The sequence below is a fragment of the Rhizobium sp. 16-488-2b genome (assembly GCF_017741815.1).
Lineage (GTDB): Bacteria > Pseudomonadota > Alphaproteobacteria > Rhizobiales > Rhizobiaceae > Rhizobium.
The window spans coordinates 159,135-182,583 of record NZ_JAGHMF010000004.1; the positions used below are offsets into that span (position 1 = coordinate 159,135).

Consider the following 23,449-nt stretch of genomic DNA (forward strand, 5'->3'; position numbering starts at 1 on the left):
GATGACGGCGCGTGCGCTTTTATCCGGTTAAGCTACTCTTGGCGCAGTACATCGATTGCCATGAGGGCAGGATATGTTTGCAGGCCGCTATCTCTGGTGGATGCTGATCGCTCTGGCGGTCTTCCTGTTCTTTGCCATGAGCTTCGATTACGTCACTTGGGCAACGGTCGCGACATCGAGCTGCGCAAGGGTCGCCGGCTCCTGCGGCCCGCTGATCCTCATGATGACCGGCACGATCAAGCCGGTCGGCTATTACATCGCCGGCGGCATCATCCTCGTCGTCACCTTTGCCCGCATCCACCACATCGGCATGAACTGGCTCTGGTGCCTCTTCGTGCTCGTCCTCTTCAGTGCCTCGGCGCCTTTTCCGCTTCTGCTCGCCAATGTCTGGACCGGCCAGTTGAACTCGGAAATGGTCATGCAGAGCCTGCCGGTGGCCTTCCCCTTCCTCGTGGTGTTCTGCACCTATATCGGCTGGTCGTTCGAGGATGGAGGGGGCAGGCCGCTCGGCCCCTGGCGCTGGCTGCGCGTCGCGATCCGGCTATCGGCCCTGTATGGCGCCATGATTGGATTCGCGCAGACACCCACCTTCGCGTGGATGCCGGGCCGGCTGCTCGACATGCCCGCGCTCTCGGTGCTGCTGGCCACCTGGCAGCCGAAGCTGGAGATGGCACTCACGCTTGGCGCATTGGATGATAGGCTGGCCTATCTGGCCCTTGCCGTCTTCTCTGCAGCACTCGCGGCCAGCCTGTTCGGCCCGCACCTCGCAGACCTCCGTGCCCGCCTGATGACGCCCTTCATGCTGAAAGGATCGCGCCGTTAAGGCTGCGATAGGGCGCAAGCTGCGCGTCGTCGATATCGTCAGGCACGATCAATCCCGAAACCGAAGCAACCGGCAGCACCTCGCAGGCGGAGGCGCAGTCGAGCTTGTCCGCCGTCAGCGGCACGTGGGTCTCGATCGCGCAGCCGGCGATATGCCGCTTGATCGCGGCCTCCTCGAAATCCCCCGTCGACAGCCCATGCACGGGATGCGCGGCCGTCACCCCGAGGAAGAACAGGTCCGGCCGCAGCTGCGATATCGCGGCCATCGCGATGGCGCCGACAGCCACCATCGAATGCTTGTAGAGCTTGCCGCCGATCAGGATCACTTCGGCGCTCGGATGATGCTCGAGCTCGGCGGCGATCGTCGGGCTGTGAGTAACGATGGTGACCGCAAGCCCGCGCGGCAGTTGCCGGGCGATCTCCGCCGTGGTCGTGCCGCCGTCGAGAAACACCATCTGGCCCGGCTTGATCAGCCCGATCGCTTTTGCTGCAAGCCGCTGCTTGGCGTCCCGCGACACATCCTTGCGGGTCGTAAAATCGGGCAGCTCCGGCGAAAGCGGCATCGCGCCGCCGTGCACGCGCTTCAAGAGCCCCTCGGCCGCCATCTCGCGAAGGTCGCGACGGATCGTGTCTTCAGACACCGATAGGTCCTCTGCCACCCGCTTGGCAATCACCTGGCCGTCGCGGCGCAGCAGGTCGAGGATCAGTGTCTTGCGTTGGGAGGTCAGCATAAGGCTCACGAAGTTGAATGAATTTTCCTGAGTTTGCACGAAATGATTCGACAATCAAGAAATATCATGCATTTTCACGCAATCCCGTGCATGAAGCCGGGAGTTGAGGAGAAGAGACATGTTGATCTTGATTGCAGGCCCCTATCGTTCGGGAACCGGTGACGATCCGGCGAAGATGGCGGCCAACCTGCAGCGGCTGGAAGCGCCGTCGCACGCTTTGTTCGAAGCCGGCCATGTGCCGATGATCGGCGAATGGGTCGCCCTGCCGGTCTGGCATGCCGCCGGCGGCAAAAGCGTGGGCGATGATCTCTACGAGCGCATATTCCACCCGGTCGCGGGCCGCCTGCTGCAACTGTGCGAAGGCGTGCTGCGGCTGGAAGGGGAATCCAAGGGTGCCGACAACGATGTCCGCATCGCAAGAGAGCGCGGCATTCCCGTCTGGTACAAATTGGAAGACGTGCCGGGCTGCGCCAAGGCCGCTTGAAGCTACGTCAGAGACAAATCGGGGAGGCCGCGCATGCGGTCTCTCTTTCTCGCTCGCAATCCCCCGCGCGCGCTCTATGCTCTCCTGAAAAACAGGAGTCGTCATGCTGACATTGTATTTCGCGCCCGGCACATGTTCCCGCGCCAGCCTCATCGCGCTTGAGGAATCGGGCCTTCCCTTCGAGGCGAAGCGGGTCGATACCGCCAATGGCGAACAACGCTCCGAGGCCTACCTCAAGATCAATCCCAAGGGCCGCGTCCCGGCACTTGCGACCGAAAAGGGCGTGCTCACCGAAACGCCGGCGATCCTGGCCTATATCGCCGCCATCGCGCCGGCGGCCGGCCTCGCGCCGCTCGACGACCCCTTCGAATTCGCCCGAATGGAGGCCTTCAACAGCTATATCTGCTCGACGGTGCATGTGAACCACGCACACGGCCGCCGCGCCAGCCGCTGGGCCGATGACGTTGCTGCGCATGAGGCGATGAAGGCAAAGGTGCCGCAGACGATGGCGGAGAGCTTCGCGCTGATCGAAGACGGCATGTTCGCCGGCCCCTGGGTGATGGGCGAGGGCTACTCCGTCGCCGATCCCTATCTCTTCGTCATGACCGGCTGGCTGCCGAGCGACGATGTCGACCCGGTGCGCTTCCCGAAGGTGGCCAACCACTACGCCCGCATGCTGGAGCGCCCCGCCGTGCAGCGTGCGCTCGCCCGCGAGAAGGCGTAAGCCGCTTCACCTCTGGTAATTTGCCGAAAGCTTCTTCGGCGCGCGCAATCGCCACGCGCCGATCAGCCGATCCGTCAGTTCCGCATCGCCGATGACGTCGATGCGCACGGGCAGATACTGCCAGCCGACATAATGCGGTGTCTGGAAATAGATCTCGGGCGCCATCGAAAGCAGCGCCTCCTTCTCGTCGAGCGAGATCGAGATCACGATCGTCTCGTTATTCTTCACGGCCACGAAGGACTTGCCCCCGACCTTCAGCGCATGGTTGCCGTAGGACGTGCCTTCCTCGACGCCGGGCAGTTTCGCCTCGGCCACAAGCCGCAGCAGCCGCTTGAAGATCGCGTCGATATCCTCAGCCATGCGTCAACTCCCGGTGCTCGTCCGGGGAGAGCCTATCAGATTCCGGAGCCTATGCGCAGAGCGCCAGTTCGGGCTGGTCACGGCTGTGGCTGGGCTGCTCGCAACGCTCAAGCGGCAGGTCCGCCAACTCCGTCAGCGACATCCGCGCGAGATCGGGATGGGAGAGCGGATCGCCTGCCGGGTCTGCCCCATAAGACGGTTCGGCGGTCTCTTCGTTCAAGAAAAACTTTAGCCATTGCATCGGATGCCTCGCTTTCTCGGTCGCTGCCTGCGGTGAGTGGGTGCTTGTCAGGCGAAAGATGCATGCGTGATGCGAGGCAATATCCTCCCGAAACGGGGAGGGTTTCAATTGAGAATAACGGAATTCTGATATAGAAAATCTATATGAAAAATCTGAACTCGGTACATCTGAACTCGGTACATCTGAACGGCCTGCGCGCGCTGGAAGCGGTCGGACGGCTGGGCTCTCTGCAGGCGGCGGCCGAGGAGCTTGGTGTGTCCATCGGCGCCGTCAGCCAGCAGGTGATCAAGGCCGAGGCGCAGCTTGATCGAACGATCTTCGAGCGCACGCCCAAGGGCATGCTGGCGACCGAGGCGGGCGCACCGCTGCTGGCGGCACTCAATGAAGGCTTCGCGCATCTGTCTCGGGCAGTGGCACTTGCGCAACGCCGCGACGACAGCATCCTCACGATCTCGGTGGCGCCGGTTTTCGCAGCGCGCTGGCTGGTCTATCGCCTCGATCGTTTCGCCGAGCACCACCCCGACATCAACCTGCGCATGGACGCGACCATGAAGCTGGTCGATCCGGCCCTCTGCGATGTCGATATCGGCATCCGTGTCGGCGATGGTCGCTGGCCGGATGTGAAGGCGGAGCTGTTGCTGGAGCAGGAGGTGTTCCCGGTCTGCACGCCTTCAATGGCCGAGCGCTTGCGCGAGCCCGCCGACCTTCTGGCGTTGCCCGCGATCATCGACGGCCGCGCGATGTTTGGCTGGGACGTCTGGATGCGCGCGGCGGGGCTTGAGGGTGCGGCGCTCGAAACCCGCCACGTCTTCAACGACGCCTCGCTGTGCCTCGATGCCGCCATCGCCGGGCAGGGGGTGATGCTCGCCTGGCAGACGCTGGCCGGCTATGCGCTGCAGCAGGGCCAGCTGGTCGCGCCCTTCGGCATTCGCGCCAGAACCGGCTTCGGCCACTATTTCGTGACCGCGCACGGGGTGCGCGAACCGAAGAAAGTCAGGGACTTCAAGGCCTGGATCCGCGCCGAAATGGCCGAGACCTTGAAGCTCTTTATCTGATCACACCGCCTCTTTGGAGCGTGCCGCCTGCATGGCGATATAGGCCGGGCGGGCCTGGCAGCGCTTGATCCAGGCATCGACCTTGGGATGCGCATCAAACAACGCCTGCTCCGACTGGGCATAGCGCAGCACTTCGGCGAGGTTGAGGTCGGCGGCGGTGAAGCGGTTGCCGACGAGATAGTCGGCCGTGCCAAGATGCTTTTCGAGCATCGCCAGCGGCCGCTTCAGCGAGCGGCTGGCCACTGCGATGGTCGCCCGGCCTTCCTCGGTGTCTTCCTTTTCGTTGTCGTAGGTCATCACCAGCTTGATCGTGTGGATTTCGACCTCGGTCGCCGCCCACATCGTCCACATGGTCAAAAGGCCATCTTCTTCCACACTTTGGCCGGCGAGCGAGCCGCCGTGCTTGCGGGCGAGATAGAGCGTGATCGCCAGCGACTCGTGCATGACGAGATCGCCGTCCTTGATGGCCGGGATCATGGCCATCGGATTGATGGCGGCAAAATCAGGCGACAGCGTATTGACCGGCGCATCCGACGCCAGTGGGTTGTCGAGGCGCCGCGCCTGCAGCACGGGGACGGATTTGAACTCCAGCCCGAGCTCTTCCGCCATCCAGTAGACGCGCGAGGCGCGCGAGCGATAAACGCCGTAGATTGTCAGCATGATGATGTGCCCCTCTTCAAATCTGCGGCGAGCCTAAAGGCTAGGGCGATCAAGCGGAAGCTTCCAAGGCTGATGGGTCAATCAAAGCTTTTGATGGTGGATTAAAGCTCGTCGCATGTCGCGCAAAACCGCTGCACACTTTTGCGCGACATGCTCTAAGACACGCGATTGCGCTCGACCGTCAGATGCGCGTAGCTCCTGGCGCCATCCGCCAGTTCTCCCGACATCTTCTTGTCCCATTCGAACCCGACCACCGCGCCCTCGGCCATATCCTGAAACACGTTGTCGGTAATGACGGCCGTTCCCGCCCCATCGACGACGGAAACCGCGCAGCCGACCGGCGCCTTGCGCACCACATTGCCTGTCACCACCAGATTGCGCATGTAGGGACCCCAGCCGAGCTGCATGCCCCATCTTGGCGCACCCTCGATGATGTTGTTCGAAACCAGCGCGTCGGCCTCGGCGGCAATGCCGATGCCGAAGCTCACATCCGACTTGTAGGGGCCGTCGAGCTTCAGATTGCGCACGACGTTGCCGGTGACGCTGGCGAGCCTGCCGCCCTTGTCGAAATTGGCGATCGAGATGCCGTTGGCGGCGCCATCGATCATGTTGTTGGCAACCACCGCCCCCTCGAATTCGAATTCGACATAGATCGCGGTCTCGCCCGAGCGCCGGCACTGGTTGCCCGTGATCTGCACGTCGGAGGCCGAGTTGGCGCGGATCGCGGTGAAGGCGCAGTCGGAGATGTGGTTGTTACTCACCATGACATTGTCGGCGCGAAACAGGTTGATGCCGTTGCCGTTCTGCCCCGTGCCGCCATCGGTCGCGCCGATCCTGTAGATCCGGTTGCCGCTGACGATGCTGTCATCGGCCGCCTTTTTCCAACGATGGATCAGGATGCCGCCATTGCCGCAATCGAACACTTCGTTATTGGTCACCGAGAGGCCCGAGGACTCCACCGCGTATAGCCCGGATTGCGCGGCGCCCGATATGCGGCTCCGTTCGATTCGCCCGCCGCAGCGCTCCAGGTGCAGTCCATGCTTGCGGCTCCCCGAAATCTCGCAATTGTCGATCACGACGTCGTCAACGCCGGTGAACTGAACCAACGCGGATGCATCGTCACCGAGCCAGCGGTTCTGCCCGTCGATCACGATGTTGGAAAGCTCTATGCGCTTGACGTTTTCGGCGGTAAACAGCCGTCCGTCGCCGGTATAGACGATCCGCGATGCGCCGGGCACGCCGGTGATGCGCGTATTGTCGGGCAAGGTCAGGTTCGACACCTTGTAGACACCGGGCGGTAGGAACACCGGGACATTCTCCGCCGACGCGTCGTCGATCATCTTCTGCAGGCTGCTGCTCTTGCGATCGCCGGGATCGGGTGCGGCTTTGTATTTCACCTCGTCGATCGACCCGCGCAGATCCGGCTGCCGGCTCGCCGCGAAGACGGGTGGCGCGAGAAGCGCAACGGTGGAGCAGGCGGCAAGGCGCAGGAGGTTGCGGCGGGACGCCAGGGGCAGGGACGAAATGAGCGGCGATTTGTTCATGCGCGCTGCCATGCAGGAATCGTGCCGTGGCGATAGTATCGTTTTGACACACCGGAAGTTGATTGGCTTATTATTTATTAGTCATGGGATTCGTGCGTTGGTGTTGGTGTATGATTCACCTTTTTATTTGAATGTGGCCGGGTAATCCGGAAGCATATCCGGATTTACTATGTGTATGACTGTGTTTGATGGTGTGGCTGCCGTTGCTGCCACTCTGGAGACTAGCAATGAATGACTTGAGTGCCGGCCGCCGCGATGCCGATGTGACTGAGATCGACTCGAAACGGATTGCCGCCGCCGCCGAAGCGCTCATTGTCTCCAGCCGTCATGGCATGGCCGCGGGCATCGAAGATCTGGGGCTGAAGGCGATCATCCACGAGCTGCCCGATTTCTTCTACGTCAAGGATCGTGCCAGCCGCTTCGTTTTCGCCAATGCCACGGTCGCGCGCTTCTTCGGCGTTGACGACCCCGAGGATCTCACCGGCAAGCGCGATTTTGATTTCCTCGACTTCCAGACCGCGCGCGGCCTTTTCGAGATGGAACAGGAGATCATGGCGACAGGCGAGCGGCGGCTCGATGTCGAGGAGATTGTCCGTTCGGCATCGAGCGAACTCGTCACATGCCGGCTCACCTCAAAGCTCCCTTTGCGCAACGACAAGGGCGAGATTGTCGGCCTGATCGGCGTTTCCCGCGATATCACCGAGCGGCAACGGCAGGAAGAGTTTCGCCGTAGCCAGGCGCAAATAGTGGAAATGATCGCCCGCAACGAGTCGCTCGAAATGATCCTCGAAGCACTCGTTCTCCTGGTCGAAGCAGAAATTGAGGGTATCTCGGGGTCGGTTCTCATCCTCGATCGCGACGGACGACGGCTCTATCACGGTTCGTCGCCAAGCCTGCCAAGCATCTACAGCCGGATGATCGATGGCATCACGATCGGCCCGAATGCCGGTTCGTGTGGCACGGCGGCCTGGCGCGGCGAATTCGTGATGGTCGAGGACATGATGATCGATCCGCTTTGGGACGATTATCGCGGCGTCGCGCAGCAATATGGCTTTCGCTCCTGCTGGTCGATGCCTGTCATGACGGCGCAGAACAACGTGCTCGGCACCTTCGCGCTCTATTCCAGAGAGGTTCGCCGCCCGACATCGCGCGAGATGGAATTCGTCGCCATGGCTACGCATATCGCCGGCATTGCCATCGAACGCCGCCGTGGCGATGAGCGCATCCAGTTCATGGCCCACCACGACGATCTGACCGGCCTGCCCAACCGCGCCTTCTTCAAGGAGCGAATGGCCAAGACCCTGCATCAGGCACGCTCCAGCGGCCGCAAGGTCACGGTTGCCTATATCGACCTCGACAATTTCAAGGATATCAACGATGGCCTTGGACACGGGGCAGGCGACGAAGTCTTGAAGGAAGTCGCGGCCCGCATGGCCAATGGTGTGCGCGCCTCCGATATGGTCGTGCGCCTCGGCGGCGACGAGTTCGTGGTTGTCCTCGTGCATCAGTCGAGTCACGACACCGGCATCACCCGCCGCCTGCGCGAGCTGCACAAGGCGGTGCGCAAGCCGATAAGCTATCAGGACAAGCAGTTGCACGTGACCTGCAGCATCGGCGTCGCCTCCTTCCCAAGCGATGGCGCCACCGCCGAAGAGCTTCTGGCAAATGCCGACAGCGCCATGTACCGCTCCAAGCAGCTTGGACGCGACACGCTGCAGCACTATCAAAGCGCCCGCGATTCCGATCTCAACCTGCCGATCAGCGAGCAGGAGGAGCTCAGGCAGGCAATCATCGGCGATCAGCTGATCCTTCACTATCAGCCGCAGATCGATGTCTCGACGCTTGATGTCACCGGGCTCGAAGCCTTGGTGCGTTGGAACCACCCGACGCGAGGAATGGTCCCGCCGGTCGAGTTCATTCCGATGGCCGAGGAGAGCGGGCTTGTCATTCCGCTCGGCCTTTGGGTGCTGAACGAGGCCTGCCGCCAGGCGCGCGCCTGGCAGGACATGGGCCTGCCGCCGCTGCGGATCGGGGTCAACGTTTCGGCCAGGCAGTTCACCGACAAGGATTTCGCGCGTCATGTGACGGAAGCGGTCGAACGCTTCGGCCTCGCGCCGCACTGGCTGGAACTCGAGCTCACCGAAAGCGTGCTGATGCAGGACGCCGACCGTGCCCGCGCCACCATGAACGCGCTGCGCCCGCTCGGCATCCGCTTCTCGATCGACGATTTCGGCAGCGGCTATTCCAGCCTCGCCTCGCTCAGGACCTTCCCCTTCGACCGCCTGAAGATGGACCGCTCGCTGATCGAAGCGCTGCCATCCGACAAGACCGCCGTCGCCATCGGCCTCGCCGTCATCTCGCTGGCGCAGACGCTGAAGCTGACCGCCGTTGCCGAAGGCGTGGAGACCGACGAGCAGCGCGAGTTCCTGCGCTTCGCCAAGTGCGAGGAGGCGCAAGGCTACCGCTTCTCCAGGCCGCTGCCGGCCGAGGAAATTCCCGCGTTTCTGAGGCGATAGCGTGAGAGGGCGGGGCAGGGTGGCGTCAAAGGGCCCCCGATCCCGCCATCCCCTCTGGTTCTTCCGCCATTTGCCGCTATCTCTATGGCGATGAGATTTGACGCGCTGCTTTATCCTGCGCCTGAGGGGCTCTATTGCCCGGTGGGCCGATTTTATGTCGATCCGGTCAGGCCCGTCGAGCGCGCGCTGATCACGCATGGCCATTCCGACCACGCCCGTTCCGGCCACGGCCATGTGCTCGCCACCCGCCAGACGCTCGACATCATGCGCATCCGCTACGGCGAGGATTTCTGCGGCTCGGAACAGGCCGCCGCCTTCGGCGAAGAAATCGTCGTCAACGGCGTCAAGGTGAGCTTTCATCCGGCCGGCCATGTGCTCGGCTCCGCCCAGATCGCCATCGAGAAGGACGCCACCCGCATCGTCGTGTCGGGCGATTACAAGCGCCGCCCCGACCCGACCTGCGCGCCCTATGAGCCGGTTGCCTGCGACGTCTTCATCACCGAGGCGACCTTCGGCCTGCCCGTGTTCCATCACCCGGATCCCGCGGGCGAAATGGCCAAGCTCTATGCGTCGCTCCGCCAGTTCCCCGAGCGCACCCACATGATCGGCGCCTACGCGCTCGGCAAGGCGCAACGCGTCATCCGCCTCTTGCGCGACACCGGCTACGACGAACCCATCTATATCCACGGCGCCATGGAGCGGCTCTGCGACTACTACGTCTCACAAGGGATCGACCTCGGCGAGCTGCGCCCGGCAACCGTCGAGGGGCGCGACAAATCCGCTTTCAAGGGCGCCGTCGTCGTCGGCCCATCATCCGCCTTCGCCGACCGCTGGGCCCGCCGCTTCAACGACCCGCTGCCTGCCTTCGCCTCCGGCTGGATGATGGTGCGCCAGCGCGCCAAGCAGGGCGGCGTCGAATTGCCGCTCGTGATCTCCGACCATTGCGACTGGCCGGAGCTGACCGACACGATCTCCGAGCTTCGCCCGGCCGAGGTGTGGGTAACGCATGGGCGCGAGGAGGCGCTGGTGCGCTGGTGCGAATTGCAGGGCATCAAGGCCAAGCCGCTGCATCTTGTGGGGTATGAGGATGAGGCGGAGTGATGGGCATGGTTAGCTCTTGCGCGGTCGATACGCTTGGCGCCCGTGATACCCCCCTCTGCCCTGCCGGGCATCTCCCCCACAGGTGGGGAGATCGGCTGGGCGTACCCGCTCGCTCCACCTTCATTGGTTGGCGCAAATCTCGCCACGAATCGATCTCCCCCCTTGTGGGGGAGATGTCCGGCAGGACAGAGGGGGGTATCCCACCCACCAACGCCTCCGAGAAAACAAGCGGAGGCCACCCATGAAAGCCTTCGCCGACCTCCTGGACCGCCTGGTCCTGACACCATCCCGCAACGGCAAGCTCAAGCTGCTGACGGACTACTTCCGCGACACGCCCGACCCCGACCGCGGCTACGGCCTCGCGGCCATCGCCGGCACCCTCGATGTCCGCAACGTCAAGCCCGCCATGCTGCGCGAACTGGCGCTGGAGCGCATCGACGACGTCCTTTTCCGTTACTCCTACGACTATGTCGGCGATCTCGCCGAAACCATCTCGCTTGTCTGGGACAATGAGCGCGACATAGAGCGCTCGGCGCTGGCGCAACCGAGGCTGGGCGAGGTGGTGGCTGAGATGAACTCGCTCGGCCGCACGGAGGTGCGCGGCTATGTCCGCGACCTGCTCGACCGCCTCGACGCCTCCGGCCGCTTCGCCTTCATCAAGCTCGCGACCGGCGCGCTGCGCATCGGCGTCTCCGCGAGGCTTGCCAAGCAGGCGCTGGCCGATCTCGGTGAACCCGATGTGACCGAGATCGAAACATTGTGGCACGGCCTGCAGCCGCCCTATGAGAGCCTGTTTGCCTGGCTGGAGGGCAAGGGCGGCAAGCCGGTGCTGGCGACGCCGGCGATCTTCCATTCGGTGATGCTGGCGAACCCGGTGGAAGAGGGCGATCTCACGCAGCTCGACCCGGCCGACTACGCAGCCGAATGGAAATGGGACGGCATCCGCGTGCAGCTGTCGCGCGCCGGCGATACGAGAAAGATCTACTCCCGCTCCGGCGACGACATCTCCGCCGCCTTTCCCGATATCGTGGATTCCATCAGCTTCGACGGCGTCATCGACGGCGAGCTTCTGGTCGGCGGCACCGCCCGCTCCAACAGCCCGACCCGCACCTTCTCCGACCTGCAGCAGCGCCTCAACCGCAAGACCGTGACGCAGAAGATGCAGGACGATTACCCCGCCTTCATAAGGGCTTACGACCTGTTGTTCGACGGCGAGGAGGACGTGCGCGCCAGGACCTATCTGGAACGCCGCGCGCGCTTGAGCGAAATCGTCGAGCAAGCGCCGCACGAACGCTTCGATCTCTCCGCGCTGGTAGATTTCTCCTCCTGGGAGGAACTCGACGACCTGCGCTCGACCCCGCCCGATCCCGTCATCGAAGGCGTGATGATCAAGCGCCGCGACAGCGTCTATCAGGCCGGACGGCTGAAGGGGCCGTGGTTCAAGTGGAAGCGCAACCCCTATAATGTCGACGCCGTGCTGATGTATGCCCAGCGCGGCCATGGAAAGCGCTCAAGCTATTATTCCGATTTCACCTTCGGCGTCTGGGCCGAAACGCCCGATGGCGAGCAGCTTGTGCCCGTCGGCAAGGCCTATTTCGGCTTCACCGACGCCGAGCTTGAGATCCTCGACAAGTTCGTGCGCAACAACACCACCGAACGCTTCGGCCCGGTGCGGGCCGTGCGCGCCGACAGGGATTTCGGCTTCGTGGTGGAAGTCGCCTTCGAAGGCATCAACCGTTCCAACCGCCACAAGTCAGGCGTCGCCATGCGCTTCCCCCGCATCTCGCGCCTGCGCCAGGACAAGCCGTCCTACGAGGCCGACCGGCTGACGACGCTGGTGGCGATGATTGACGCGAAGGCGGGGTAGGATAGCCCTCAAGTCACCGTTTTCTCGATGATCTCTCCTCATCCCGCATTTTCCTGATGCAAAATACATCCGACTGTGCATCCTCAACACAATGTGTCTTGGCGTTGATGCGCCGAGGGTGCAAGCATCTATCATGCCGGGGAAGACGGAAGAGTGAGATGACATCAGACAACGACCATTCCTTTTCGCGCCAGCGCCGCCTGCTTCTTGGCGGGCTCGCCGGCGCCCTTGTTCTTCCGGCTCTTCCAGGTGTCGCCAATGCCTTCGACGTTCCGCCCGAGCCGCGCCTGATCACCCGCGATTACGCCAAGGTGCGCAAGCGCTTCCGCACGCGGCTGCTCGAAAAGGGCCCGGCGCCCGACAAGTACGAGCCGCTCGATGCACCCGCCAACGCCGAGAAGATTTTCTATCGCTCCGGCTATGGCGGCGAACTGGAGCTGGTTGCCTGGGTTTCGAAGTATAAGCGCGAGCGCAAGGCCAAGCCCGGCATTCTCTTCCTGCATGGCGGCAATGCCATGGGCGTCGGCCACTGGAACCTGATGGGCCCCTATATCGACGCCGGCTTCGTGGTGCTGATGCCGTCGGTGCGCGGCGAAAACGGCCAGGCGGGCAATTTCTCAGGCTTCTATGACGAGGTGGACGACGTGCTCTCCGCCGCAGACCGCCTGGCGCATCTGCCGGGTGTCGATGCGAACCGGCTTTTCATCGCCGGCCACAGCATCGGCGGCACGCTCACCATGCTCGCCTCGATGTCAACCCACAAGTTCCGCGCCGCAGCCCCGATCTCCGGCAATCCCGACGCCTTCCGCTTCTTCAATCGCTATCCGCAGGATATCCGCTTCGACGACGACAACGCCCACGAGTTCGAGGTGCGCACGGCGCTGTGCTACGCCCAGAGCTTCAAGTGCCCGGTGCGCGTCGTCCACGGCACGGACGAATCGCATTTCAACGACCGCGCCGGCCTGCTTGCCAGCCGCGCGCGCTCCGGCGGCGTTCGCATCGAGACGGATACGGCCAAGGGCGGCCACACCTCCGCCTTGCCCGAGGAAATCGAGCAGAGCATCCGCTTCTTCCACGGCGTGGCGGCCTGATCGCATCAGTGTGTTAGCGCTGGCCGAAAGCTTCGCGCCAGCCGCGCATGCCATCCTCGCGGCAGCTATAAATGTCGCTGTTATCGATGAGGGTGGTTTCATGAAGGGTCTAAGCCGGTTGTCGGCCATGTCGGGGCTTGTGTTGGCGGCCCTGTCGCTTGGCGGCTGCAACATTCTCGTGCCCGATACCGGCGCCACCGATCCGGCCCGTTTCGTGCAGGAAACCTATCCTGTCTTCTACAAGCCGCCGGGCATCGATCCCGATCGCGTCCGCCCGGTCAATGCGCCGATTCCGCAGCGCCCCGGCGTCCCGGCGACGATCTACAACCAGACCTACGGCATCCCCGGTGCCACCCAGATGCGCACCTACGGCATGCCGTTGATCAATCCCGTCAGCGCCGCGATGTATGGCGAGGTCAGGGACAACGACTTTACGCTGCCTGCCATTCCCGTCAGCCGCGTCGATCCTGTATATATGCGCCAGGAGGTCGATTACCCCTCGACTGAAAAGCCAGGCACCATCGTCGTCAACACCAAGACCAAGCACCTCTATTTCATCGAGCCGGGTGGCAAGGCCATGCGCTATGGTGTCGGTCTCGGCCGCGAAGGCTATGCCTGGTCTGGCCGTGGCGTCATCCAGTGGAAGCAGAAATGGCCGCGCTGGACGCCGCCCGATGAAATGGTCAAGCGCCAGCCCGATGTCCGCTCGTTTTCGGCGGCAAACGGCGGCATGAACCCCGGTCTTGGAAATCCGCTCGGCGCGCGCGCCATGTATATCTTCAAGAATGGCGAGGATACGCTCTACCGAATCCACGGAACGCCCGATTGGGAGTCGATCGGCAAGTCCACCTCGTCGGGCTGCGTGCGCATGATGAACCAGGACGTCATCGATCTCTACGACCGCGTTTCGGCCAAGTCCGAGATCGTGGTGATGTAGCCGCGCAACAGGCGGCGTGAGAACGTCGCCGCAAGCGGGCACACGTCTTCGTGAGGTTCTGGTTTATTTAGCATAACGGGATAGATTCCTTGAATTGTGACTAGCGTTGAACAACCCTCCAGGAAACGACGTTCGCCGTTTCCGCGCTTAAGGAAAATTGACCCTCGTTATGAGCTTTGACAAATCCATATCCCGCCGCAACTTTCTATCGCTTTCAGCGGTAACCGCGGCATCGGCGCTGGCAGGGTGTGCCTCCACCTCGGGCACGAGCCCGTCGTACGGCCAGCCAATGGCATTCCCGAATCCGATCCGTGCCTTCCAGACGACGCCGGCGCCCACCGATGCCGAGCTCGCTGTCATGTACGGCCCGGTCGAGGATGGCGGCTTCCTCATCCCGCCGGTTCCCTACCAGCAGATCGATCCGCGCTACTATCGCCAGCAGGTCATCGATCCGACCGGCGAGCGCCCCGGCACCATCGTCGTCGATACCCCCTCGCGCTTCCTCTATCTCGTCCAGCCGGGCGGGACCGCGATGCGCTACGGCGTGGGTATCGGTCGCGAAGGCTTCGCCTGGCAGGGCGATGGCGTCATCCAGTGGCGTCAGAAGTGGCCGCGCTGGAAGCCACCGAATGAGATGGTCGCCCGTCAGCCGGAACTCGTGAAATACTCGATCGAGAACGGCGGCATGGAGCCGGGTCTGAAGAACCCGCTCGGCGCCCGCGCGCTCTACATCTTCTCCGGCGGCCAGGACACGCTCTACCGCCTGCACGGCAATCCGGACTGGCGCTCGATCGGCAAAGCCGTATCGTCGGGCTGCGTGCGCCTGCTGAACCAGGACATCATCGACCTCTACGACCGCGTGCCGACCAAGGCGCCGATCGTCGTCAAGCAGTAAGCTATGTCTTCGTCTCTCCCCGATCAGGGGAGAGACTTTTCGCGCCGGCCCCAAGGCTCCTTGGCTGTGCGCGCCAAGCACTCCTTATCCCCAGAATGCCGATCTCGCCGCCTCCGTCATCGCGTCCGAGCGTGACACGCCGATATCCTTGAGTTCGTCATCGCTGAGTTCGCTGAGCGCCGCCCTGCCGCGTCGCTTCCGGCAGCGTGTCTCGATGCTTTCCATGAGGTTTCGCGCCGCCTCCGCAAGCGTCGCCAACAATCCCGCCACGCGCGGTTGGCTTGCTCTTTCGTCCGATGTGTCGGTCGCCATCTCTTCTGTCTCCGTATTGGCCTCTCCCGACAATGCGCTGGATATATCCTGCAATGAAGCTTATGCATCTTATGCAAACCATAAGAGAAACTTCGCATGGCGTTCGGCTTCGACCAGCTGCAGACCTTCATTCACATCGCCGAACTCGGAAGCTTCACCGCCGCCGCCGACAAGGCGGGTGTGACCCAGCCGGCGGTCAGCCTGCAGATCAAGCTCCTGGAACAACGCCTCGGCGTGCGCCTGATCGAGCGCGTCGGGCGCCGCGCGCAGCCGACGGCGGCCGGTCTTGAGTTTCTCGACCATGCGCGGCGGATCATGCGGGAACTGGCCGATGCCGAGGAGGCGATGACGCCGCACAGGAATGGCGAGAGCGGCCGTGTGCGCATCGGCAGCGGCGCCACGGCTTCCATCCATCTGCTGCCGCTGGCAATCTCGCGCGCTAGGAAGAAAATGCCCGGGCTCGAAATCACCGTCCGCATCGGCAACACCGACGATATCCTGCGCGATCTCGAGACCAATGCGCTCGACGTCGCGGTCGTCACGCTGCCGGCGCCCGGCCGCTCTTTCGAGGTCGAGGCCTTCTATGATGACGAACTGATGGTGGTCGCGCCGCGCGGCTCGGCCATCCCGGATGGCGGCCCGGACGCGGCCTTCGTCAACGCCAAGCCGCTGCTGCTCTATGACGGCGGCAACACGAGGCGGACCATCGATGAATGGATGGGGCAGGCCGGTCTGGTCGCCCGTCCTGTCATGGAGTTCGGCAGCGTCGAGGCCATCAAGGAGCTGGTGGCGGCCGGCCTCGGCTGGTCGGTCCTGCCCGGACTGGCGCTGAAGCGCGACCGCGCCGGCTTCCTCGAAACAGCACCCGTCAATCCGCCGCTGGTGCGCAAGCTCGGAATGGTCGTGCGCCGCGACAAGCATCTGAGCCGGGGCCTGCGGGAAATGATGAAATCACTGCGCGAGGCCGGGTCGTAAAGCTACCATCGACGGGTTACGGCAAGCCTCTATGCCGTCGGCTCCGCGATCCCATGGATCTGGCGGATCTCGGCGGCGACGAGCTCCTGCAGGCGCCAGAGGTTTCGGTCGTGGATGCCGAAATTCTCCAGATGCGTGACGGTGTTGTAGAGATACTCGGCGCAGGAGCCGACATAACCGCAGGCGCGCGCCAGCGTGGCGGCCACCAGGGGCAGGGGCTGCTTGCGATAGATGCGGTTGCCTGTCGGCCCGATCCAGAAACCCAGCGCCCGGGCCCGGCCCTCGGGCGTCTTCACCGGCAGCCAGCGGATGGTGTCGATGTGCTCGCGGTCGCTGATCTCGCGGCGCAGCAGCCGGGAAATCTGCGCCGCGCGGTCTCCCTTGGGTAGCCGGTACATCATGCCATCGCATTGTCCGCCGCGATCGAGCGCCATCATCAGCCCGGCCTGCTCGGGCGAACCGCGCCAGCTCTTGATCTCCAGACAGAACGAGCGGTGCCAGCCGAGAGCCGTCGCGCGGCTCTGGTCGACGAACTCGAATTCCGGTTTCCAGATCAGCGAGCCGTAGGCGAAGACCCAGAGCGGTTCGTCGCCACTCTCTTCCGTCAGCCGCGCGGTGAGCGAGGCGAAATCGTCGTCCGTCAGCGTCGTGCGACGCGGATCCGGGCCGGGATCGACCTCTTCGCGATAGCAGAGTTGGACAAGATCGGGTGTGAGGCACATGGTGCGTGGTTTGGGCATGACATCTCGCAATTCCTCCCGACTGAACTGCGCGAACAGGCGTCGCGGCCTTAAAATTCGCAAACTATCCCTCGGAGTCAACCCGCTTGTCGACTGAGCGATGGAATGGGGCGGCTACCGCATCTCGGTCAGGTTGCCGCGCAGGCCCTGCAGCTTCTCGCGAATGTCGGCCATCTCTTCGAGCGTGCAGCCGATCGCCTGGCCGATCTCTCCCATGATGTCATCCACCTGCGAGCGCATCGCGTCGCCCTCAGCCGTCAGCGTCACGATCACCTGCCGCTCGTCCTTGGGGTCGCGGGTGCGCACGATCAGCCCGCTCTGCTCAAGGCGCTTCAACAGCGGAGACAGCGTGCCCGAATCAAGATCGAGCTGCTCGCCGATCGTCTTCACCGGCAGCGCCGACTTCTCCCACAAAACGAGCATGACGAGATACTGCGGATAGGTGAGGCCCACCTTGTCGAGGATCGGCTTGTAGGCGCGCGTAAAGGCATGCGCCGTCGAATAGACCGCGAAACAGAGCTGCCGCTCCAGCCGCTTTTCCTCTTCCGGAATTTTCATCGTCTTGGTCGCCGTCTTCGTCGTATGGGCTTTGGTCATCGTCTTTCCCCGATACCCGTATTGTCGTCTTTTCGGATTTCGAATGCAATTTGCAAAATTCACTTGCGTACAATTTAATTGCGCGATATACAAAATCCAACCCCAACAAAGGAGACTCACATGCCGATCCTCTACACAACCAAAGCTTCCGCCACCGGTGGCCGCGCTGGCCGCGCCGTTTCCGAAAACGGCGTTCTCGATGTCACGCTGACGGTTCCGAAGGAACTTGGCGGCGACGGCGCCACCGGCACCAACCCGGAACAGCTCTTCGCGGCCGGCTACTCGGCCTGCTTCCTCGGTGCTCTGAAATTTGTCGCGGGCCAGCAGAAGGTCAAGATTCCAGAAGACACGACCGTATCGGCCACCGTCGGCATCGGCCCGCGTGAAGATGGCGGCGGCTTCGGCATCGAAGTGGCGCTGACGGTCAACATTCCGGGCCTCGACAAGCCGACCGCTGAAAAGCTGGCCGCCGCCGCCCACATCGTATGCCCCTACAGTCACGCCATGCGCACCTCCACGGAAGTGCCGGTGACCGTCGCCTGATAAGGCCGCACCTGATACCGACTGCCAAAGCGTCGTGCTCTTCGGAGTGCGGCGCTTTTTTGCTGTTTACGGGCGCGATTCAGCGCACCCGGATTTTGAACATGTTCTAATATTCTGTTAAAGAGTGCTCACTATCTCATCATACCAGTTGACGAGTGGTGGCTAATTTGACAGAAATATGTTGCTCGCTAGGGGAGGAGGCATGTCCGTTGGGGCTCGTGCAGCAAGGCGCATTCGGTAAACGGGCGCGATCAGTTGCACAAGTATCGGACATAGGAGACCGACTTTCGCGGTAGGGCTAGAGATCAACATCCAGCATTCCCGACACAACGGGGCTGCATAGCGCAAGTCGCACTCGTAGGCTCGATGGGCCGCAGCGGTCTTGTCGGGAGGACTATGTGAACGCGACGTTTAAACTATCAGACCAGGAACAGCAGGTCGAAAAATCGGCGATCCGCAAGATCTCCATTCGCCTGGTTCCCTTCATCGCATTGATGTTCTTCATCAACTTCCTCGACCGTACGGCAATCTCCTTTGCCGGCCCGAACGGGATGACGCAGGACCTCGGCATGACCGCGGCCCAGTTCGGCTTTGCCGCCGGCATCTTCTTCGTTGGCTATATCGTTCTGGAAATCCCCAGCAACCTGGCGCTCCACAAATACGGAGCCCGCCGCTGGCTCGCCCGCATCATGGTGACCTGGGGCGTCGTTGCGATGCTCTTCACCTGGGTCAGCAGCGTTACCGGCCTTTATTCGCTGCGCTTCCTGCTCGGCGTTGCCGAGGCCGGCTTCTTCCCTGGCGCCATTCTCTATCTCAGCACCTGGGTTCCCGGCCGCCACCGCGCCAAGATCCTGGCGCTCTTCTATCTGGCCCAGCCGCTGACGACAGTCATCGGTGCGCCGATCGCCTCGCTGCTCATCCAGGCGCACGGCCTGTTCGGCTACGAAGGCTGGCGCATCATGTTCTTCGGCGTCGCCGTTCCTGCGATCGTCGTCGGCATCATCACCTGGTTCTACCTGCCCGACACCCCGACCGCCGCCAAGTGGCTGACCTCGGAAGAGCGTGACTGGCTGAACCGCGAACTCGCCAAGGAAGAAGCAGGCAAGCTCTCCGGCCACGGCTCGATGACCCTGCAGGCTCTCAAGGACAAGCGCGTCTGGCTCCTGTCGGTCATCTACTTCGGCCTGATCTACGGCCTTTACGCACTGGCCTTCTTCCTGCCTACGATCATCGCAGGCTTCGAGACCAAGTTCGGCACCAAGTTCAACGTCTTCGACAAGGGCCTGATCACGGCGATCCCGTATCTGCCGGCCGCCGTCGCGCTATTCTTCTGGAGCCGCGATGCATCCAAGCGCGGCGTCCGCGCCTGGCACGTCGGTATTCCGGCTCTGGTCGGCGCGATCAGCATCCCGCTCGCTCTGCTGATGTCGTCCCCTGAGGCAACCGTCATCGCCATCACGCTCACCGCTTGCGCGATCTTCTCGGCGCTCCCGAACTTCTGGTCCTTCCCCTCGCGCTTCCTCACGGGTGCAGCGGCTGCCGCAGGCATCGCGCTCATCAACACCGTGGGCAACATTGCGGGCTTCGCGGCACCCTACATCACCGGTGCTGTCAAGGATGCCACGGGTCTCTACGAGATGCCGATGTTCATCGTCGGCGCCCTGATGCTGATCTCGGCCCTTCTGGCCTTCTCGATCGGCAAGACCATCAAGGACCCGTCGGCGAAGTAAGCCTAGCCGTTACCACGATTGGCAACCCGGTCCGCACTCGCAGGCCGGGTTGTTTTCTTTTCGGGCGGAATTCCCGCCAATCATCTTTCCATTAGAAATAAAATCGCTATATTGTTTCCAAGGAAAGGAAATCGCCATGGCCATCGCCCATCCGCTATCAGGTACCCAGCCGTCGGAGGCCGTCGTCATCACCAAGGCCGCCGTTGCCGCCGCCGAGCGCCTCGGCATCAGTGCCCGCACGCTGTCATCAGTGCTTGGCCTGTCGGAAGCCACCGTATCGCGCATGAAAAGGCAGGACTACCTGCTTGAGCGCGGCTCGAAATCCTTCGAGCTCGCCATTCTGCTGGTCCGCCTGTTCCGCTCGCTTGATGCCATCGTCGGCGGTGATGAGGCGGTCGCGCGCTCATGGCTGCGCAACGCCAACACCGCGCTCGGCGCCACGCCGCTCGAAAAGATCGTCAGCATATCAGGATTGACCGATGTCCTCGCCTACCTGGACGCCCGCCGCGCTATCGTCTGAAGCGCGACCCGTCTCCGGCCGTTTCTGGCGATTGGTGGAGGCGCAGCATCAGATCTCGACCTTGAAGATCGTCGATACGCTGGAAGAGCAGGCCCTGCTCGAAACGCTGCTGGAAGAAAGCAAGCCCGTCCTGCCGCCGGAATGCAAAGGCCTCGACTATCTGCTGGCAACACCCTTCCGCTACGGCGCCATCTATCCCCACGGCTCGCGCTTTCGCCGGGCAGGGCGCACGCTCGGCGTCTACTACGCCTCGGAAGCGGTCGAAACCGCGATATCGGAGATGGCCTTCTACCGGCTGCTGTTCTTCGCAGATTCCCCCGATACGCCGCTCCCCGCCAATGCCGCCGAATACACCGCATTTGCAGCAGCCATCGAGACGCCGCGCGCCATCGACCTCACCACGCCGCCGCTCGACCGCGACCATGCGGTCTGGACCGATCCCCAGCGCTACGAGCCCTGCCAGGCGCTGGCCGATGCCGCACGCGAGGCCGATTGCCAGGCGATCCTCTACGCCTCGGTCCGCGATCCCGGCCATCGCCGCAACATCGCGCTGCTCACCGCCTCGGCCTTCGCCGCGCGCGACCCCGTCGAGCGTCAGACATGGCGCCTGCGCCTTTCCGCAACCGGCGTCCAGGCGCTTTGCGAATTTCCGAAGGCAAGAATTGGGTTTACCCGCACCGATTTCGGCGATGACCCACGCATAGCCAAAAAGCTCTAAGCCTAGGCCAGCGCCTGCAGATCCTGCCGCAGCCGCTCGGCATTGCCCTCGGGCAACGCCTTTTCCAGCGCCGCATGCGTGCTTTCCCAGATCGGCAGGGCGGCGGTCAGCACGCGCATACCCTCGGGCGTCAACCGCAACAGCCGTCCACGCTTGTCCCTCGGGTTCGGAAAGACCTCGACCCAGCCGCGCCGTTGCAGCGGCTTCAGCGCCGCCGTCAGCGTCGTCTGGTCCATGGCGAGCAGCTTGGCGACCGGCCCCATCGGCGGTGGCTCCGGTCGGTTCAGCGACATCATCAGCGAGAATTGCCCGTTGGTCAGCCCGGCCGGCCTCAGCGCATCGTCGAACAGCCGCGCCAGGGCTCTGGCGGCCCGCTGCGCGTGCAGGCAGAGACACGTGTCGCGCACCAGCAGCGTTGTTGCGAAGGGAATCTCGGTAGAGTTTGACATGTCTATTTTCTATTGATATCAATATATATAGTCAAGGAAAAGGAGAATGGACCGTTTCGGTCGCGCCGGAGGAGGGCGCACACGATGCAGAACCAAGTCGTTTCCCGCGAAGAATGGCTCGAAGCCCGCCGCGCGCTGCTTCTCAAGGAGAAGGAAGCAACGCATCTGAGGGACAAGGTCAATGCCGAGCGCATGGCGCTTCCCTGGGTCAAGGTCGAGAAGGACTATGCCTTCGACACGCCCGATGGCAAGAGATCGCTCAGCGAGCTCTTCGATGGCCGCAGCCAGCTGATCATCTACCATTTCATGCTCGGTCCCGATTGGGAGGCCGGTTGTCCCGGTTGCTCATTCCTCTCCGACCATGTCGATGGCGCGCTGCCGCATCTGAACAACCACGATGTCACCTGGGTCGCCGTTTCACGCGCGCCCGTCGCCAAGATCGAGGCCTACAAGACCAGGATGGACTGGAAGTTCCCCTGGGTATCCTCGGCATCGAGCGACTTCAACTTCGACTATCACGTGTCGTTCAGCCCCGAAGATCTCGGCAAGGATAAAGTATTCTACAACTTTACTTCGATCCCGCCCGAAGATGCCAATGACGAACTGCCGGGATTGAGCGCCTTCTACAAAAACGAGAAGGGCGAGATTTTCCACACCTACTCCAGCTATGCCCGCGGCCCGGAAGAGCTGATCGGCACGCTGATGATCCTCGACCGGGCGCCAAAGGGTCGCAACGAGGATTCGACGATGAACTTCGTCAAGCGCCACGACGAGTATGCCGAGGCGCCCAAGACGTCATCCTGCTGCCACTGAGGCCTGAGATTATGGGCGCCTGAGATCATCACGCCCATATCGACGCAACGAAGAACGTGAAAGGGAGATCACGATGTCGGAGACCCACGGCAAGTTCATCTGGTGCGAATTGATGACGCCCGATACCAAGGGCGCCAAGGATTTCTACACAAAGGTCGTCGGCTGGACGACCAGCGAAATGACCGTCCCAGGCATGCCGCCCTATACCATCTTCGAGGCCGATGGCGTCGGCCGCGCCGGCATGATGGTCTTTCCCGCCGAGCTCGAAGGCACCGGCATCCCGCCGAACTGGACCGGCTATGTCGCGGTTGACGATGTCGACCGGAGCGCCCGGGATTTCGCCGCCAATGGCGGCTCCGTCCGCCGCCCGCCGGAAGATATCCCCGAAATCGGCCGCTTCGCCGTGGTCGCGGACCCGCATGGCGCCGTGATCTGCATCATGACCCCGGCGCCGATGGACAGCCCGCCGCCGGAAGCGGCAATGGGCGCGCCGGGCACGCTCGGCTGGAGCGAACTCTATGCCGGCGACGGCGGTGAGGCCTTCACCTTCTACGAAAAGCTCTTCGGCTGGACCAAGGACCATGATTTCGACATGGGCCCGATGGGCGTCTACCGCATCTTCGCCGAACACGGCACACCTGTCGGCGGCATGATGACCAAGCCGGAGAATGTGCCGATGCCGGCCTGGGCCTATTACTTCAACGTTCCCGCCATCGATTCCGCCATCGAGCGGGTCAAGGCCGGCGGCGGCCAGGTCGTCAACGGCCCGATGGAAGTACCCGGCGGCAGCTGGGTGATACAGGCGATCGACCCGCAGGGCGCCTTCTTCTGCCTCGTGGCGCCAGCCCGCTGAGGCCTTGCAGGCCCGCTCGCAAACAGCTGAAACGCTCTCGAATCGGCCCCGGAAACGGGGCCGTTCTGCTGTGGCGAATTAGCCTCTATCGTTCTATTTTTATTAGAATTTTACCGACTAAGCGGTTTTGCGGTTAACCGTTCTTAAACATTTCTGGGTGGATGCATAACC

At 62.9% G+C, this 23,449-nt stretch carries 26 protein-coding genes; 17 read left to right on the plus strand and 9 right to left on the minus strand.

The features are described 5' to 3' along the window. Window positions 1-73 precede the first annotated feature (73 nt). On the plus strand, window positions 74-823 hold the full coding sequence (locus tag J5286_RS05495) for a hypothetical protein (protein WP_209189519.1): 750 nt from the start codon (window positions 74-76) through the stop codon (window positions 821-823). Here J5286_RS05495 and J5286_RS05500 read toward each other — a convergent pair. After that, complete coding sequence (locus tag J5286_RS05500; protein WP_209189520.1) at window positions 798-1,553, minus strand: DeoR/GlpR family DNA-binding transcription regulator; 756 nt, start codon at window positions 1,551-1,553, stop codon at window positions 798-800. The genes J5286_RS05495 and J5286_RS05500 overlap by 26 nt on opposite strands. Before the next feature lie 118 nt (window positions 1,554-1,671). On the opposite strand from J5286_RS05500, the gene J5286_RS05505 reads away from it, so the two are divergent. Beyond that, the gene (locus J5286_RS05505; RefSeq protein ID WP_209189521.1) at window positions 1,672-2,037 is read left to right on the plus strand and encodes a DUF4406 domain-containing protein; all 366 of its coding nucleotides are present in this window, start codon (window positions 1,672-1,674) and stop codon (window positions 2,035-2,037) included. Window positions 2,038-2,140: 103 nt separating this feature from the next. Beyond that, window positions 2,141-2,761, plus strand: coding sequence for a glutathione S-transferase family protein (locus J5286_RS05510; RefSeq protein ID WP_209189522.1), 621 nt, complete (start codon window positions 2,141-2,143; stop codon window positions 2,759-2,761). Window positions 2,762-2,767: 6 nt separating this feature from the next. Here J5286_RS05510 and J5286_RS05515 read toward each other — a convergent pair whose 3' ends face one another. Together J5286_RS05515 and J5286_RS05520 are read right to left on the minus strand one after the other, a co-directional pair. Beyond that, complete coding sequence (locus tag J5286_RS05515; protein ID WP_209189523.1) at window positions 2,768-3,121, minus strand: MmcQ/YjbR family DNA-binding protein; 354 nt, start codon at window positions 3,119-3,121, stop codon at window positions 2,768-2,770. A gap of 49 nt (window positions 3,122-3,170) precedes the next feature. Then, a complete protein-coding gene (locus J5286_RS05520; RefSeq protein ID WP_245205364.1) occupies window positions 3,171-3,341 on the minus strand; it encodes a hypothetical protein in 171 nt (56 codons plus the stop codon). Window positions 3,342-3,505: 164 nt separating this feature from the next. Here J5286_RS05520 and J5286_RS05525 point away from each other — a divergent pair, with 164 nt between their 5' ends. Next, the gene (locus J5286_RS05525) at window positions 3,506-4,417 is read left to right on the plus strand and encodes a LysR substrate-binding domain-containing protein (RefSeq protein ID WP_209189525.1); all 912 of its coding nucleotides are present in this window, start codon (window positions 3,506-3,508) and stop codon (window positions 4,415-4,417) included. Here the strand turns inward: J5286_RS05525 and J5286_RS05530 are convergent, their stop codons facing one another. Both J5286_RS05530 and J5286_RS05535 read right to left on the minus strand, forming a co-directional pair. After that, entirely contained in the window at window positions 4,418-5,077 is a 660-nt protein-coding gene (locus tag J5286_RS05530) for a glutathione S-transferase family protein (RefSeq protein ID WP_209189526.1), read from the minus strand. Between the two features lie 155 nt (window positions 5,078-5,232). After that, entirely contained in the window at window positions 5,233-6,588 is a 1,356-nt protein-coding gene (locus J5286_RS05535) for a TIGR03808 family TAT-translocated repetitive protein (RefSeq protein WP_449089925.1), read from the minus strand. A 260-nt stretch (window positions 6,589-6,848) separates the two neighbouring features. On the opposite strand from J5286_RS05535, the gene J5286_RS05540 reads away from it, so the two are divergent. The 6 genes from J5286_RS05540 to J5286_RS05565 all read left to right on the plus strand — a co-directional run bounded on the left by J5286_RS05540 (window position 6,849) and on the right by J5286_RS05565 (window position 15,028). Continuing rightward, on the plus strand, window positions 6,849-9,137 hold the full coding sequence (locus tag J5286_RS05540) for a sensor domain-containing protein (RefSeq protein WP_209189528.1): 2,289 nt from the start codon (window positions 6,849-6,851) through the stop codon (window positions 9,135-9,137). A gap of 90 nt (window positions 9,138-9,227) precedes the next feature. Continuing rightward, on the plus strand, window positions 9,228-10,238 hold the full coding sequence (locus J5286_RS05545; RefSeq protein ID WP_209189623.1) for a ligase-associated DNA damage response exonuclease: 1,011 nt from the start codon (window positions 9,228-9,230) through the stop codon (window positions 10,236-10,238). Between the two features lie 241 nt (window positions 10,239-10,479). Then, window positions 10,480-12,105, plus strand: a complete 1,626-nt coding sequence (locus J5286_RS05550; protein WP_209189529.1) for a cisplatin damage response ATP-dependent DNA ligase — start codon at window positions 10,480-10,482, stop codon at window positions 12,103-12,105. A 158-nt stretch (window positions 12,106-12,263) separates the two neighbouring features. Then, complete coding sequence (locus tag J5286_RS05555) at window positions 12,264-13,196, plus strand: alpha/beta hydrolase family protein (RefSeq protein WP_209189530.1); 933 nt, start codon at window positions 12,264-12,266, stop codon at window positions 13,194-13,196. A 100-nt stretch (window positions 13,197-13,296) separates the two neighbouring features. Next, the gene (locus J5286_RS05560) at window positions 13,297-14,133 is read left to right on the plus strand and encodes a L,D-transpeptidase (RefSeq protein ID WP_209189531.1); all 837 of its coding nucleotides are present in this window, start codon (window positions 13,297-13,299) and stop codon (window positions 14,131-14,133) included. Between the two features lie 169 nt (window positions 14,134-14,302). Continuing rightward, window positions 14,303-15,028 (plus strand): L,D-transpeptidase family protein, encoded by a 726-nt coding sequence (locus J5286_RS05565; RefSeq protein ID WP_111564405.1) that lies wholly within the window; start codon window positions 14,303-14,305, stop codon window positions 15,026-15,028. Window positions 15,029-15,112: 84 nt separating this feature from the next. Here J5286_RS05565 and J5286_RS31590 read toward each other — a convergent pair whose 3' ends face one another. Continuing rightward, the gene (locus tag J5286_RS31590) at window positions 15,113-15,340 is read right to left on the minus strand and encodes a DUF1127 domain-containing protein (protein ID WP_209189532.1); all 228 of its coding nucleotides are present in this window, start codon (window positions 15,338-15,340) and stop codon (window positions 15,113-15,115) included. A gap of 96 nt (window positions 15,341-15,436) precedes the next feature. On the opposite strand from J5286_RS31590, the gene J5286_RS05575 reads away from it, so the two are divergent. Next, on the plus strand, window positions 15,437-16,315 hold the full coding sequence (locus tag J5286_RS05575; RefSeq protein WP_209189533.1) for a LysR family transcriptional regulator: 879 nt from the start codon (window positions 15,437-15,439) through the stop codon (window positions 16,313-16,315). 29 nt (window positions 16,316-16,344) lie between these two features. Here J5286_RS05575 and J5286_RS05580 read toward each other — a convergent pair whose 3' ends face one another. Both J5286_RS05580 and J5286_RS05585 read right to left on the minus strand, forming a co-directional pair. Then, a complete protein-coding gene (locus J5286_RS05580; RefSeq protein ID WP_245205368.1) occupies window positions 16,345-17,055 on the minus strand; it encodes a gamma-glutamylcyclotransferase in 711 nt (236 codons plus the stop codon). Between the two features lie 114 nt (window positions 17,056-17,169). Next, window positions 17,170-17,652 carry a MarR family winged helix-turn-helix transcriptional regulator gene (locus J5286_RS05585; protein WP_280638443.1) on the minus strand — a complete coding sequence of 161 codons (483 nt, stop codon included), beginning with the start codon at window positions 17,650-17,652 and terminating at the stop codon, window positions 17,170-17,172. Between the two features lie 120 nt (window positions 17,653-17,772). Between J5286_RS05585 and J5286_RS05590 the strand changes: the two genes are divergently transcribed. The 4 genes from J5286_RS05590 to J5286_RS05605 all read left to right on the plus strand — a co-directional run bounded on the left by J5286_RS05590 (window position 17,773) and on the right by J5286_RS05605 (window position 21,163). After that, the gene (locus J5286_RS05590; RefSeq protein ID WP_018898985.1) at window positions 17,773-18,195 is read left to right on the plus strand and encodes an organic hydroperoxide resistance protein; all 423 of its coding nucleotides are present in this window, start codon (window positions 17,773-17,775) and stop codon (window positions 18,193-18,195) included. Window positions 18,196-18,593: 398 nt separating this feature from the next. Beyond that, a complete protein-coding gene (locus J5286_RS05595; RefSeq protein WP_111564410.1) occupies window positions 18,594-19,925 on the plus strand; it encodes an MFS transporter in 1,332 nt (443 codons plus the stop codon). Between the two features lie 136 nt (window positions 19,926-20,061). Then, complete coding sequence (locus J5286_RS05600) at window positions 20,062-20,445, plus strand: MbcA/ParS/Xre antitoxin family protein (RefSeq protein WP_047507755.1); 384 nt, start codon at window positions 20,062-20,064, stop codon at window positions 20,443-20,445. After that, window positions 20,405-21,163, plus strand: a complete 759-nt coding sequence (locus J5286_RS05605) for an RES family NAD+ phosphorylase (protein ID WP_209189534.1) — start codon at window positions 20,405-20,407, stop codon at window positions 21,161-21,163. Before J5286_RS05600 ends, J5286_RS05605 begins: the two co-directional genes overlap by 41 nt. Before the next feature lie 2 nt (window positions 21,164-21,165). Here J5286_RS05605 and J5286_RS05610 read toward each other — a convergent pair whose 3' ends face one another. Beyond that, entirely contained in the window at window positions 21,166-21,612 is a 447-nt protein-coding gene (locus tag J5286_RS05610; protein WP_209189535.1) for a MarR family winged helix-turn-helix transcriptional regulator, read from the minus strand. Window positions 21,613-21,696: 84 nt separating this feature from the next. Between J5286_RS05610 and J5286_RS05615 the strand changes: the two genes are divergently transcribed. Further along, a complete protein-coding gene (locus J5286_RS05615) occupies window positions 21,697-22,425 on the plus strand; it encodes a DUF899 domain-containing protein (protein WP_209189536.1) in 729 nt (242 codons plus the stop codon). A 73-nt stretch (window positions 22,426-22,498) separates the two neighbouring features. Next, window positions 22,499-23,278 carry a VOC family protein gene (locus J5286_RS05620; protein WP_209189537.1) on the plus strand — a complete coding sequence of 260 codons (780 nt, stop codon included), beginning with the start codon at window positions 22,499-22,501 and terminating at the stop codon, window positions 23,276-23,278. Window positions 23,279-23,449 lie beyond the last annotated feature (171 nt).